11 protein-coding genes are annotated in these 12,852 nt (G+C 69.1%); 7 read left to right on the forward strand and 4 right to left on the reverse strand.

Translation table 11 applies throughout. The features are described from left to right. On the forward strand, positions 1-1,176 hold the full coding sequence (locus tag ABIC63_RS03630; protein WP_234192355.1) for an HDOD domain-containing protein: 1,176 nt from the start codon (positions 1-3) through the stop codon (positions 1,174-1,176). Positions 1,177-1,261: 85 nt separating this feature from the next. Here ABIC63_RS03630 and ettA read toward each other — a convergent pair whose 3' ends face one another. Next, complete coding sequence (gene ettA / locus ABIC63_RS03635) at positions 1,262-2,923, reverse strand: energy-dependent translational throttle protein EttA (RefSeq protein ID WP_354318701.1); 1,662 nt, start codon at positions 2,921-2,923, stop codon at positions 1,262-1,264. A 326-nt stretch (positions 2,924-3,249) separates the two neighbouring features. On the opposite strand from ettA, the gene ABIC63_RS03640 reads away from it, so the two are divergent. The 4 genes from ABIC63_RS03640 to ABIC63_RS03655 all read left to right on the forward strand — a co-directional run bounded on the left by ABIC63_RS03640 (position 3,250) and on the right by ABIC63_RS03655 (position 7,803). After that, complete coding sequence (locus tag ABIC63_RS03640) at positions 3,250-5,046, forward strand: DEAD/DEAH box helicase (protein ID WP_354318702.1); 1,797 nt, start codon at positions 3,250-3,252, stop codon at positions 5,044-5,046. A gap of 125 nt (positions 5,047-5,171) precedes the next feature. Further along, positions 5,172-5,651 carry a MarR family winged helix-turn-helix transcriptional regulator gene (locus ABIC63_RS03645; protein ID WP_354318703.1) on the forward strand — a complete coding sequence of 160 codons (480 nt, stop codon included), beginning with the start codon at positions 5,172-5,174 and terminating at the stop codon, positions 5,649-5,651. A gap of 2 nt (positions 5,652-5,653) precedes the next feature. After that, complete coding sequence (locus ABIC63_RS03650) at positions 5,654-6,328, forward strand: GNAT family N-acetyltransferase (RefSeq protein WP_354318704.1); 675 nt, start codon at positions 5,654-5,656, stop codon at positions 6,326-6,328. A gap of 224 nt (positions 6,329-6,552) precedes the next feature. Beyond that, the gene (locus ABIC63_RS03655; protein ID WP_354318705.1) at positions 6,553-7,803 is read left to right on the forward strand and encodes an MFS transporter; all 1,251 of its coding nucleotides are present in this window, start codon (positions 6,553-6,555) and stop codon (positions 7,801-7,803) included. Positions 7,804-7,824: 21 nt separating this feature from the next. On the opposite strand, the gene ABIC63_RS03660 is transcribed toward ABIC63_RS03655, so the two are convergent. Genes ABIC63_RS03660 through ABIC63_RS03670 form a run of 3 tightly spaced genes read right to left on the reverse strand, consistent with a single transcriptional unit; the run spans position 7,825 to position 11,733 of the window. Beyond that, positions 7,825-9,198 carry an L-serine ammonia-lyase gene (locus ABIC63_RS03660; protein ID WP_354318707.1) on the reverse strand — a complete coding sequence of 458 codons (1,374 nt, stop codon included), beginning with the start codon at positions 9,196-9,198 and terminating at the stop codon, positions 7,825-7,827. A gap of 7 nt (positions 9,199-9,205) precedes the next feature. Then, a complete protein-coding gene (locus tag ABIC63_RS03665; RefSeq protein WP_294369710.1) occupies positions 9,206-10,375 on the reverse strand; it encodes a M20 aminoacylase family protein in 1,170 nt (389 codons plus the stop codon). Between the two features lie 14 nt (positions 10,376-10,389). Further along, positions 10,390-11,733, reverse strand: a complete 1,344-nt coding sequence (locus ABIC63_RS03670; RefSeq protein ID WP_354318708.1) for a DUF3100 domain-containing protein — start codon at positions 11,731-11,733, stop codon at positions 10,390-10,392. On the opposite strand from ABIC63_RS03670, the gene ABIC63_RS03675 reads away from it, so the two are divergent. Beyond that, entirely contained in the window at positions 11,732-11,905 is a 174-nt protein-coding gene (locus ABIC63_RS03675; protein ID WP_354318709.1) for a hypothetical protein, read from the forward strand. The genes ABIC63_RS03670 and ABIC63_RS03675 overlap by 2 nt on opposite strands. Before the next feature lie 5 nt (positions 11,906-11,910). Beyond that, positions 11,911-12,846, forward strand: coding sequence for a LysR family transcriptional regulator (locus tag ABIC63_RS03680; RefSeq protein WP_354318842.1), 936 nt, complete (start codon positions 11,911-11,913; stop codon positions 12,844-12,846). The last annotated feature ends 6 nt before the right edge of the window (positions 12,847-12,852 follow it).

Below are 12,852 nucleotides of genomic sequence, written 5' to 3' on the forward strand. Positions count from 1 at the left end.
ATGGCGGGGATACGGCTGCTGGCCTACGAGGACGGTGAACATGCCGACGGCGGCCATCTGCTGCGCAGCCTCACCGAGATGTGGATGGCCGAATCGCCCAAGCTGCTGGTGGCGCCGCGCTCGCCCCGGCTGCTGCACGGCGTGCTGGAGCAGGCCGATGGCGAGTCGCCGATGGTCGAGGTGCCGGTCGACTGGCTGGCCGACGAAGCCCTGGCCCTGGCCGCCACCGAGGCCCGCCGCCGCGGCGCCGCACTCATCGCCTCGGCCGGTCCCGGACCGCGGCGCACGGACTTCCCGGGCCGCAGCTCGCCCCGCGTGATGGAGCTGGAGGTCGACCATGCGGCCGCCGCCCTGCAGGCCGTGCTGCGCGCGCGCGAGGCCGATCCGCGCCATCCCGCGCAGCGGGCGGCGGCACAGGCGCAACTGGCCGCCAGCCCCATCGAGCCCGAGCAGATCGTGGTGGGTGCCGCCAGCATGGCGCTGGTCGAACATGCGCTGGACCAGCGCGCGGCCTGGGCCGTGGCCGGCTGGCCCATCGAGGACGTGCTCCACCGCAACAAGGGCCAGCCGCTGCCGCCCACGCGCCGCGGCGTGGTGCGCACCATGCAGGCGCTCGAATCCGAACAGTCGCTGGATCAGCTGGAGCTGCAGTTCGGCCAGGAGCCGGCACTGGCCTATCGCCTGCTGCTGCATCTCAACTCGGCGAGCCTGGGCCTGCGGCGCCGCATCACCTCGCTGCGCCACGGCGTGATGATGCTGGGCTACCGCACACTCGACGCCTGGCTGGCCGAGCAGTTGCCCCACACCAGCGACGACCGCAACCTGCAGCCCGCCAATGCCACCATGGTGCTGCGGGCGCACCTCACCTCGCAACTGATGGAAGCGGGCGTGGAAGAGGAGTTGCGGCGGGAGGTCTATCTGTGCGGGCTGTTCGCCCAGCTCGACCTGGTGATGGACGAGCCCATGCGCACGGCGGTCGGTCGGGTGGCGCTGCCCGAGCGACTGGTGGAGGCGGTGCTGCGCGGCACCGGGCCCTACGCCAGCGTGCTGCAGGTGGCCCAGGCCCTCGGCCAGGACAACCCGGCCGTGGTGCGCGCCACCCGCGCGCGCTTCGACATGGGTGCCGAGGAAATCAACCGCTCGCTGCTGCGCACGCTGGCGGTGGCGACGGTCTGAGCGTCGACGCGGATACGGGCACGCCCGGCCCGCAGCATGCCAACGGGCCCGCCAGGCCGCAGGGCCCGGCGAGCGGGGCGCCAGCTTACTTGAGCGCCTTGAAGCGCACCCGCTTGGGGGCAGCGCCCTCTTCGCCCAGGCGCTTCTTCTTGTCGGCCTCGTACTCCTGGTAGTTGCCGTCGAAGAACACCCACTGCGAGTCGCCTTCGGCGGCCAGGATGTGGGTGGCGATGCGGTCCAGGAACCAGCGGTCGTGGGAGATGACCAGCACGGTGCCGGCGTACTCCAGCAGGGCGTCTTCCAGCGCGCGCAGGGTTTCCACGTCCAGGTCGTTCGACGGTTCGTCCAGCAGCAGCACGTTGCCGCCCTGGATCAGCGTCTTGGCCAGGTGCAGGCGGCCGCGCTCACCGCCCGACAGGTTGCCGACCTTCTTCTGCTGGTCCTGGCCGTTGAAGTTGAAGCGGCCGGCGTAGGCCCGGCTGGCCATCTGGAACTTGCCGACGTTGATGATGTCGAGGCCGCCGGAGATGTCTTCCCACACGGTCGCCTCGTTGGCCAGCGCGTCGCGCGACTGGTCGACGAAGGCCATCTTGACGGTCTGGCCGATCACGACCTCGCCGCTGTCGGGCTGCTCGCGGCCGGCGATCAGCTTGAACAGCGTGGATTTACCCGCGCCGTTCGGGCCGATGATGCCGACGATGGCGCCGGCCGGGACGTTGAACGACAGGTTGTCGATCAGCACGCGGTCGCCGAAGCTCTTGCTCACACCCTTGAACTCGATGACCTGGCTGCCCAGGCGGTCGGCCACGGGAATGAAGATTTCCTGCGTCTCGTTGCGACGCTGGTATTCGTAGTCGCTCAGTTCCTCGAAGCGCTGGATGCGGGCCTTGCTCTTGGCCTGGCGGCCCTTGGCGTTCTGGCGCACCCACTCCAGTTCCTTCTTGAGGGCCTTGGCACGGGCTTCCTCGCCCTTCTGCTCGGCCTCCAGGCGGGTCTGCTTCTGCAGCAGCCACTCGGAGTAGTTGCCCTTGTAGGGAATGCCGCGACCGCGGTCCAGCTCAAGAATCCACTCGGCGGCGTTGTCGAGGAAGTAGCGATCATGGGTGATGGCCACCACGGTGCCGGTGAAGCGCTGCAGGAAGATCTCCAGCCACTCGACGGATTCGGCGTCCAGGTGGTTGGTGGGTTCGTCGAGCAGCAGCATGTCGGGCTTGGACAGCAGCAGCTGGCACAGGGCCACGCGGCGCTTCTCGCCGCCGGAGAGCATGCCGACCTTGGCATCCCAGGGCGGCAGGCGCAGCGCGTCGGCGGCGATCTCGATCTGGTGCTCGCTGTCGGTGCCGGCGGCGGCGATCACCGCCTCCAGCTCGCCCTGCTCGGCGGCCAGCGCGTCGAAGTCGGCATCGGGTTCGGCGTAGGCAGCGTAGATCTCTTCGAGGCGCTTCTTGGCGTTGTTGACCTCGCTCATCGCCTCTTCGATGGCCTCGCGCACGGTGTGCTCGGGATTGAGCTTGGGTTCCTGCTCGAGGTAGCCGATGGACAGGCCGGGCATCGGCAGGGCCTCGCCCTCGATCTCCTTGTCCACGCCGGCCATGATCTTCAGCAGCGAGGACTTGCCCGAGCCGTTGAGGCCGAGCACGCCGATCTTGGCGCCGGGAAAGAACGAGAGGGAGATGTCCTTCAAGATCTGCCGCTTGGGCGGCACGGTCTTGGAGACATGATTCATGGTGTAGACGTACTGGGCCATGGCTTCTTGTCGGTGCGGGGTGGGGAACGCGCTCGGATGAGGGAGGGGCCCGGTGCCGGGCGAGCGCGAAAACCATCGATTATCCCTCCTCGACGCGGCCCACGGGCGCGCCAGCGCTGAACTCATGCCACAATCGGGGCGTTGCCGGGCACAGTCACCCGCAACACGGCTCTTCGCCGGGGACGACGGATTCGCATCCTTCCAGGCTCCCGCCTTACCTCCCTTTCCACCTCGACTGGCCCGGTTCGCGCCCAAGCAGCGCCATCGCGGCGGGTGGACGCAAGAAGAACACCGCGCCGTGCATGGCGCCCGTAAGTAACTACCGAATGAACTTCGACGAACTGAAGCTGGCCCCCGCCATCCTCAAGGCCGTGCGCGAGCAAGGCTACGAAACCCCCACCCCCATCCAGGCCCAGGCCATCCCGGCCGTCCTCGAAGGCCATGACCTCCTCGCCGGTGCGCAGACCGGCACCGGCAAGACGGCCGCCTTCACCCTGCCCATGCTGCACCGCCTGTCCAAGGGCGAGGGCAAGATCAACAAGTTCGGCAAGGACGGCATCGCCGCCCTGGTGCTGACCCCCACGCGCGAACTCGCCGCCCAGGTCGAGGAATCCGTGCGTACCTACGGCAAGTACCTGCCGCTGAGCTCCACCGTCATCTTCGGCGGCGTGGGCATGAACCCCCAGATCGAGCGCATCAAGCGCGGCGTGGACATCCTGGTGGCCACGCCGGGCCGCCTGCTCGACCTGCAGCAGCAAGGCCACCTGGACCTGTCCACAGTCGAGATCCTGGTGCTCGACGAAGCCGACCGCATGCTCGACATGGGCTTCATCCACGACGTGAAGAAGGTGCTGGCCCTGGTGCCCAAGGACAAGCAGAGCCTGCTGTTCTCGGCCACCTTCAGCGACGACATCCGCGAGCTGGCCAACAGCCTGCTGCGCAATCCGCAGAGCATCCAGGTCACGCCGCGCAACACCACGGTGCAGCGCATCACGCAGGTGGTCCACCCGGTGGGCCGTGGCAAGAAGAAGCAGCTGCTGGCGCACATCATCCAGCAGCACGACTGGAGCCAGGTGCTGGTGTTCACGCGCACCAAGTTCGGCGCCAACCATGTGGCCGAGTTCCTGGAGAAGAACGGCATCACCGCCATGGCGCTGCACGGCAACAAGAGCCAGAGCGCCCGCACGCAGGCGCTGGCCGGCTTCAAGAGCGGCGAGATCCGCGCCCTGGTGGCCACCGACATCGCGGCCCGCGGCATCGACATCGACGACCTGCCGCACGTGGTGAACTACGAGATCCCCAACGTGCCCGAGGACTATGTCCACCGCATCGGCCGCACCGGCCGCGCGGGCAAGGAAGGCCAGGCCGTGAGCCTGGTCTGCCTGGACGAGGAAGGCTTCATGCAGGAGATCGAGCGCTTCACCAAGCAGCAGATCCCCTCTGAAACGCTCGAAGGCTTCGGCCCCGACGAAGGCGAGATCGCCGAGCCCATCGCCATGGGTCGCCAGACCCTGTGGGGCGGCGCCGGCAAGCCGCCGAGCCGCGAGGTGATGGCCGCCGCGGCACGTGCTGCGCGCCAGGAGATGATGACCCGCATCCGCGAGAACAAGGCGGGCCAGGGCGGCGAGCGCGGCCAGAAGAAGGCCGGTGGCGGTCAGGGCCAGGGCGGCCGTGGCCAGCAACCCCAGCAGCAACGCGCCGGCGGCCAGCCCTCGGGTGGCGGCAATGGCGGTCCGCGCCCGCCGCGTCAGAACAACGGGCCCAAGCGCCACCATGGCGGCGCGGGCGGCCACGGCGGCGGCAACGCGCCGGCCCATGCCCTGTACGAGGACCGTCCGGAGCGCCAGCCCAAGCACTACGGCAACACGACCAGCCCCTCGCATGCGGACGTGGTCGCGCACCGCCGCGCCGAAGCCTACGGCGGCCCGTCGGGCCAGCCCGATCCGCTGCGCACCAGCGTCGAGGCGACCTTCGGCCGCGGCCGTCGCAATGGCGGCGGCGGTGGTGGCGGCAACGGCGGTGGTGGTGGTGGTGGTGGTGGCAATCGCCGTCGTGGCGGCGGTGGCGGTGGCTACTCCGGCGGTGGCGGTGGCGGCTACTCCGGCGGCGGCAAGCGCTACTGATCGAGTCCTGCCTGCACTGGCGAAGAACGAAGCGGCCCATCGGGCCGCTTTTTCTTTGGCTGCTCGATTGACGCGGCCAAGCCATTTACATAGCATGATATGGAAATAGCCATGATGGAGACCGCATGATCGAGGACGTCGTCAAGGAGCTGGGCCACCTGACGCTCGGCACCCGCCTGAAGCGTACCGGCGAGTTGCTGCAGGCGCAGACGCAGACCGTGCTCGCGAGCTACGGTTTCGAACAGCCGGCAGCGCACTTCCCGCTGCTGGCGGCGCTGGACCGGTTGGGCGCCTTGAGCGTCGGCGAGCTGAGCCAGGCCGTGGGCGTGAGCCAGCCCGTGGTCACCCGCTCGCTCAAGGGGCTGGAGGACGAAGGCCTCGTGCAGTCGGAGACGGGCGACGAAGACCGCCGCGTGCGCCGCGTGACCTTGAGCCGCAAGGGCAGAAGCCTTGTGCAGCGTGCCCGGCGCGAAGCCTGGCCGGCCATCGAGTCCGCTGTCGCGCAGGCCTGCGCCCGAAGCCGGGGCGATCTGCTCTCGCAGCTCGCCGCACTCGAAGACGCGCTGGCCACCACCGCTCTGTTGCAGCGCATCCAGGAGGCCTGACCATGTCCGCACTCGACCGGCCCGTCTGGGCCAGCCTGCAGCATCAACCGCATTGGGCACTCGGGGGTGAGCGTGCACGACGCTTCGTGCCCGATCTCCACGGCTTTGCCGCCACGGCGGATGAAAGTGCGGCCAGCCTCGACGCACTCGTCGGCCTTCTCGGCCCCGCTGGCGACAGCGTGTATCTGCTGCAGGTGCCGGCCATCGCCGTTCCTCCGGGCCTTGAAGTCGTGAAAGCAGCCGCAGGCGTGCAGATGGTGGCCACACGCCGCCTCCACGCCGATGACAACGTGGTGGTGCTGGGCGATGCGGATGTTGACGAGATGCTGGCCCTGGCCCGGCTCACCGAGCCCGGCCCCTTCTTCGCCCGCACGCACACGCTGGGGCGTTTCATCGGCGTGCGCATCGGCGGCCGTCTGGCCGCAATGGCCGGCGAGCGCATGCGCTTTCCCGGGCATGTGGAGATCAGTGGCGTCTGCACGCATCCGGACTTCCGCGGACAGGGCCTGGCGCGCCGCCTGTCGGCCGCCGTGGCAGCCGACATCCAGCAGCGCGGCGACCTGCCCTTCCTGCATGCGTGGACGACGAACACCGCCGCGATCTCGCTGTACGAGGACCTCGGCTTCGTCGTGCGCACGCCGGTCCATGTCGCGGTGCTTCGGCGAAAGCGGTCATGAGGCCCTGCACGCGGTCGAGATGATCGACCTGCGCACAGGAAGGCATTCCCCGGCGACACGGGGCGCATCCTTAGGCCAGCCTTAAGCGGCCCACCAGAAGGCCGCGTCCGACTGGTATCGCCCGCGCCATCGGCCTAGAGTGGCTCCACGCTGCACACCGACACCGGCGGTCGTTCCTCCTCCGTGCCAGGCGCAACGCTTGCACAACCCAAGGAGAACACCCCATGACCTGGACCCGCGAGCAGATCCACGTGACCACCGCCAGCTACCTCGGCTGGACCCTGGACGCCTTCGACTTCTTCCTGATGGTCTTCATCCTGAAGGACATCGCCGCCGAGTTCCACGCGCCGCTGCCCTCCGTGGCGCTCGCCATCACGCTCACGCTGGCCATGCGGCCGGTGGGCGCGCTGATCTTCGGGCGGCTGGCCGACCGCTTCGGTCGCCGGCCGACCATGATGGCCAACATCCTCTGCTATGCGGTGCTGGAGCTGCTGTCGGGCTTCTCGCCCAACCTGGCGACGCTGATCGTGCTGCGCGCGCTGTTCGGCATCGCCATGGGCGGCGAATGGGGCGTGGGCTCGGCCCTCACCATGGAGACGGTGCCGGCGCGCTCGCGCGGCTTCGTCTCGGGGCTGCTGCAGGCGGGCTATCCCACCGGCTTCCTGCTGGCCTCGCTGGTGTTCGGCCTGTTCTATTCGCACATCGGCTGGCGCGGCATGTTCTTCGTCGGCATCCTGCCCGCGCTGCTGGTCATCTACGTGCGTTCGCATGTGCCCGAATCGCCCGCATGGAAGCAGATGGCCAGCCAGCCGCGGCCGAGTCTGCTGGCCGGCCTGCGCCAGCAGTGGAAGCTCGCGCTGTACGCCGTGGTGCTGATGACCGCCTTCAACTTCTTCTCGCACGGTACGCAGGACCTGTACCCCACCTTCCTGCGCGTGCAGCACGGCTTCGACGCGCACACCGTGTCGCTCGTGACCATCGTGCTCAACATCGGCGCCATCGTGGGCGGACTGGCCTGCGGCACGCTGTCGGAGCGCATCGGCCGCCGGTGGACCATCTTCGGCGCCGCCCTCTTCGCGCTGCCCGTGCTGCCGCTGTGGGCCTATTCGCACTCGGCGGCCGCGCTGGCTGCGGGCGCCTTCCTGATGCAGCTGAGCGTACAGGGCGCCTGGGGCGTGATCCCGGTGCACCTCAACGAGATCTCGCCGCCCGCACTGCGCGCCACCTTCCCGGGCCTGGTCTACCAACTGGGCAACCTGCTGGCTTCTGTCAACGCGACGATGCAGGCATCGCTCGCGACCTCACGCGGCAATGACTATGCGTTTGCAATGGCGGTGGTGGCGGGCACGGTCGCGGTGGTCATCGCCGGCCTGATCCTGTTCAGCCGCGAGCACCGCGGCGTGGACATGGGCGTGCAGGCGCCCCTCACTCCGGCCAGCGGCGGTGGCGTGCATCCCGCCCTCGCCCACCGCTGACGACTGCACGGTGGCTGGCGGTCAGCACTCGACCACATTCACCGCCAGACCGCCCAGCGAGGTTTCCTTGTAGGTGGACTTCATGTCCTCGCCGGTCTGCTTCATGGTGCGGATGACCGTGTCGAGCGACACGCAGTGCTGGCCGTCGCCGCACAGTGCCATGCGTGCCGCATTGATGGCCTTGACCGCACCCATGGCGTTGCGCTCCACGCAGGGGATCTGCACCCGGCCCCCCACCGGGTCGCAGGTGAGGCCCAGGTTGTGTTCCATGCCGATCTCGGCCGCGTTCTCCACCTGCTGGGGCGTGCCGCCCTGTACCGCGGCCAGTGCGCCGGCGGCCATCGAGCAGGCGACGCCCACTTCGCCCTGGCAACCGACCTCCGCCCCGGAGATCGAGGCATTGGTCTTATAGAGCATGCCGATGGCTGCCGCGGTGAGCAGGAAGTCGATGACGCCCTGCTCCGTCGCCCGCGGCACGAAGCGCCAGTAGTAGTGCAGGACAGCGGGCACGATGCCGGCCGCTCCGTTGGTGGGCGCCGTCACCACGCGACCGCCTGCGGCGTTCTCTTCGTTGACGGCCATGGCGAAGGCATTGACCCAGTCGATGGCAGCGAGTGGATCCTGGTCGCGCTGCTCCTGCATGAGGCGCCGGTAGAGCTCCGGCGCCCGACGGCGCAGGCGCAGAGGTCCGGGCAGCGGCTGGCCGGCTGACTCGTGGCCGATGCCCAGGCCGCGGGCCACGCAGTCCTGCATCACGCGCCAGATGCGCAGCAGCCCCTTGCGCACCTCGGCCTCCGGCCGCCAGGCACATTCGTTGGCCATGACCAGGGCGGCGATGCTCTGCGACCGTGCCTGCCCCAGCAGTTGCTCAGCGCTGGCGAAGGGATACGGCACGGGCGCCAGCGCGTCCGCACGCGGACCATCCGCCCCAGCCTCGACCACGAAGCCGCCGCCCACCGAAAAGTAGTGCGCATCGCGCAGCAGGCCGCCATGGGCGTCGAAGGCCGCCAGACGCAGGGCATTGGGATGCTCGGGCAGCGACCGCTCGCCCAGGAAGGCGATGTCCTGCAAGGCGTCGAAGCGGATCGGCTGCAGGCCGAGCACATGCAGCAGGCCCTCGCGCCGCACTGCGGCCAGACGTGGGGCGACCTGTTGCGGCTCGACCGAGTCGGGCGCCTCGCCCATCAGGCCGAGCATGACGCCGATGTCGGTGTCATGCCCTCGGCCGGTGGCACCGAGCGAGCCATAGAGATCGACCTGCAACCGCGCCAGCGCATTCAGCAGCCCGGCGGCCTGCAGTCCGCGCGCGAACAGAAGCGCCGCACGCATGGGCCCGACGGTGTGCGAGCTGGAGGGACCGATCCCGATCTTGAAGATGTCGAAGACGGAAAGCATCGGCCGATCATGCCGCGGGCAATTGCTGCCGCACCAGGGCAACCCAGTAGGCGGCGCCCAGCGGCAGGATGTTGTCGTTGAAATCGTAGTAAGGGTTGTGCACCGGCGGATCGTCGGCGCCCTCGCCCGCGCCGATGCCGATGTAGGCGCCGGGTCGCTTCTGCAGCATGAAGGCGAAGTCCTCCGAGCCCATGGCCGGCGCAATGTCCGTGTGCACCTGCCCCTCACCGACCAGGCTGGCTGCGGCGGCGATGGCCGCCTGCGTCTCGGCCGGCGTGTTGACCACGCCGGGATAGCCGCGCATGTACTTGAGCGACACCGTCGCGCCGTGCGTACGGGCCACGCCCTCGCAGATCTGGCGCATGGCGGCCTCGGTGCGGTCCTGCACGGCCGCGTCCAGCGTGCGCACGGTGCCGCGCAGCACGACCTCTTCGGGGATCACGTTCCACGTGTCGCCGCCATGGATCTGCGTGACGCTGACCACGGCCGACTGGGTAGCGGCGGTGCGGCGGCTCACGATGGTCTGCAATGCATTGATCAGCTGGGCCGCCACCACCACCGAGTCGATGCCGGTCTCGGGCATGGCGCCGTGGCTGCCCTTGCCGGTGACGACGATCTCGAACGTGTCGAGAAAGGCCGTCATGGTGCCGCTGCGGATGGCGAAGTGCCCGCGCGGCAGTTGCGGAAAGTTGTGCATGCCGTAGACGGCGTCGGCCGGGAACTGGTCGAACAGCCCCTCCTCCACCATCACGCGGCCGCCGCCCTCGTTCTCCTCGCCGGGCTGGAAGACGAAGTGCACCGTCCCGCGGAAGGGCTTGTGCCGTGCCAGATGGGCCGCCGCGCCCAGCAGCATGGCGGTGTGGCCGTCATGGCCGCAAGCGTGCATCTTGCCGTTGCAGCGCGAGGCATGCGGCTGGCGGCCCAGCTCCTGCATGTTGAGTGCGTCCAGGTCGGCACGCAGCGCGATGCTGGGGCCATCGCCGTTACGGAGCGTGGCGACCACACCCGTCACGGCCAGGCCACGATGCACGGGCAGGCCCATCAGCGCCAAAGCCTGCGCCACCACGTTGGCGGTGCGGTGCTCCTCGAAGGCGGTCTCGGGATTGGCATGGATGTCGCGGCGCCAGGCGACCATGCTCTGGCGGATGTCGTCGGCGATCTCGGGATTTCGGTACATGGTGGGAGCGTGGGTCAGTGGAAGAGCTCGGCGATCAGCGTCGCGCCGAGGAAGGTGCCGGCCGTCGCCGTCAGCGACACCACCACGATGCGCCAGCCCAGCTGGCGGAACAGCGGCAGGTCCTTCGCAACCGAGAAGCCGGCCATGGCCAGCACGGGCGTGGTGAAGGCCAGGAAGTTGAGCTTGCCGGTCAGGGCCAGCACGGTGTCGGAAAAGGGAAGGAGTCCGGGCACGCCGATCATGGTGGCCAGCACCGACAGCGCGAGAACCATGGGCAACCGCGGCATCAGGCGCTTGAGCGCTTCGACGACGGCGACGATCAGCACCACCACCAGCATGCCCTCCAGCGAAGTCAGCAATGGCACTTTGTACGACAACAGGTTGCCCACCATCACACCGCCGGTCATCACCACCCAGGCCAGTGCGGTGTCGCGCAAGCCAAGTGCGGCGTGGGCCGGCATGGCGGCTTGCGCGGGATCTGCCTGCGCTTCCACGGCCGGGCGGCGCCCGCGCGCCGTCGCACGACCGAGCAGCGGTTCGAGCCGCCCATAGAGCCAGGAACAGGCCGGCAGCGACAGGAAGAGCGTGAAGTAGAAGCCCACCACCGAGGTCAGCAAATTGGAGGCGGCGGCAATGGCGGTGAGCTGGGGCACCAGCTCGGCCGGTTGCTGCGCTGTGATCGCGCCCAGCGCCGCCGCCATCAGGCTGCCCGAACCCACGCCTGCCCCCATGGCCAGCGAGCGCGGATCGAAGATGTGCAGGCTGGCGATGAACCCCGCCAGCACCGCGATGAACACCGCGCCGAGCACGGTGCCGGTGACGTATTCGGCCAGCACACCGCGGCCCTCGGGCGAGGCCATGCCGTATTTCTCCCCGATGATGACCAGGTTGCCTTCGCGGCCCACCGAGAAGGTGGCGCCCACGGCTTCACGCTTGATGCCCAGCAGCAGCGCCAACGGCAATCCCAGCACGAGGGTGCCGAAGGCATGACCGAACTCCTGGAAGAGCAAGGCCCAGCCAGCCTGCCGCACCATCGGCAGCGCGGCACCCACGGTCAGGCCCAGCTTGACGACGAAGAGCAGCAGGCCCGCGTTGAGCAGTCCGCTCGCCAGCCCCTGCAGGCCGCGGTCCACACGCATCAGCCGGGGCAGTCGGGCCTGCGCGATGCCGAGTGCCGCGGCGATGAGCAGCGCCCACAGCATGGGCAGCAACACCACCTTGCCCGGTCCCAGCTTGAACTGTGCCGCACCGATCCACTCGGCCGCGGCCACGACGGCCAGGATGACGACCACCAGGCGCAGCTTGTCGCTCGCGGTGGATATGAAGACAGCGGCCGGCATGGCCGTGGAAGGTGGCATGGCTGGATTCATCGGCTTCGACGCCCTCGCCGGGGTCGGATATGGGTTGAAGAAAACACCGCTCCTCCAGCGGCGGCCGCCAGTCTCCGCACTTGCCGACGTTGCATCAATGACCGACGAATGGGATATTCGTTGCATGGAATGCAACACTTGGAAGGCGGTCGCCCGATGAATGCGATGGACGACCGCCTCGACGCCCGTCGCATGCGCTACTTCATGCAGGTGCTCGACAGCGGTTCGGTCCGCGGTGCGGCCGAGGTGCTGGGCATGGACCCGTCGGCCGTGAGCCGGGCCATCGGCGTGCTGGAGGAAGAGTGCGGCGCACGGTTGCTGGAACGCCGGGGCCGGGGGGTCGTGCCCACCGATGCGGGCGAGCTGCTGGCCACCTACGTGCGGCGCCAGCACACCCAGAAGCAGCAACTGCTGGCCCAGCTCGACGACATCCAGAAGGTGGAGCGGGGCCACATCGACATCGTGGCCGGCGAAGGCTTCGTCGACTGGCTCATGCGCCACAGCCTGCAGCGCTTCATGGCGGCGCATCCGGGCATCACGGTGGACCTGTCGGTGGGCAGCACCGACGCCGTCGTGCGAGAGATCGTGGAGGAGCGGGCCCACATCGGCATGCTCTTCCAGCCGCCGCGCGACGAGCGGCTGCGCTCGCACCATTCGCACCCGGAGCCGATCCTCACGCTGGTGCTGCAGACGCATCCGCTCGCGCAACTCGGCCGGCCGCTGCGGCTGGCGGACCTGCTGCCCTACCGCGGCGCCACGCTGCATCGCGACTTCGGCGTGCGTCAGCACATCGAGGCCACCGAGATCAGCGAAGGCGTGCGGCTGCCCACGCAGCTGAGCACCACCTCCTTCCATGCGCTGGGCCAGTTCGTGATGGCGGGCCTGGGTTACGCGCTGTCGGCTCGCCTGCCCATGCCCGCGGCGCCGGATGGCGGCCGCATGGTGGCCCTGCCGATGCGCAACGCCCTGCTGTCGCAGGGGCGGGTGCATGTGGTGTCGCGCCACGGGCGTGTGTTGCCGCCGGCGGCGGCCCTTCTGCTGCGGATGATCCTGGAGGATTTCCCGCCCGCGTCAGCGCGTGCCGCGCCAGCGGTTGGTTGAAGGCAG

It is taken from the genome of Pseudacidovorax sp. 1753, assembly GCF_040544975.1.
Lineage (GTDB): Bacteria > Pseudomonadota > Gammaproteobacteria > Burkholderiales > Burkholderiaceae_C > Xenophilus.

Excerpts from the sequence above, each read along its gene's own strand:
- ABIC63_RS03660 (WP_354318707.1), bottom strand. The coding sequence starts at position 9,198 with ATGCTTTCCGTCTTCGACATCTTCAAGATCGGGATCGGTCCCTCCAGC.
- ABIC63_RS03655 (WP_354318705.1), top strand. The coding sequence starts at position 6,553 with ATGACCTGGACCCGCGAGCAGATCCACGTGACCACCGCCAGCTACCTC.
- ABIC63_RS03630 (WP_234192355.1), top strand. The coding sequence starts at position 1 with ATGGCGGGGATACGGCTGCTGGCCTACGAGGACGGTGAACATGCCGAC.
- ettA (WP_354318701.1), bottom strand. The coding sequence starts at position 2,923 with ATGGCCCAGTACGTCTACACCATGAATCATGTCTCCAAGACCGTGCCG.
- ABIC63_RS03650 (WP_354318704.1), top strand. The coding sequence starts at position 5,654 with ATGTCCGCACTCGACCGGCCCGTCTGGGCCAGCCTGCAGCATCAACCG.
- ABIC63_RS03675 (WP_354318709.1), top strand. The coding sequence starts at position 11,732 with ATGGCTGGATTCATCGGCTTCGACGCCCTCGCCGGGGTCGGATATGGG.
- ABIC63_RS03680 (WP_354318842.1), top strand. The coding sequence starts at position 11,911 with ATGGACGACCGCCTCGACGCCCGTCGCATGCGCTACTTCATGCAGGTG.
- ABIC63_RS03640 (WP_354318702.1), top strand. The coding sequence starts at position 3,250 with ATGAACTTCGACGAACTGAAGCTGGCCCCCGCCATCCTCAAGGCCGTG.
- ABIC63_RS03665 (WP_294369710.1), bottom strand. The coding sequence starts at position 10,375 with ATGTACCGAAATCCCGAGATCGCCGACGACATCCGCCAGAGCATGGTC.
- ABIC63_RS03645 (WP_354318703.1), top strand. The coding sequence starts at position 5,172 with ATGATCGAGGACGTCGTCAAGGAGCTGGGCCACCTGACGCTCGGCACC.
- ABIC63_RS03670 (WP_354318708.1), bottom strand. The coding sequence starts at position 11,733 with ATGCCACCTTCCACGGCCATGCCGGCCGCTGTCTTCATATCCACCGCG.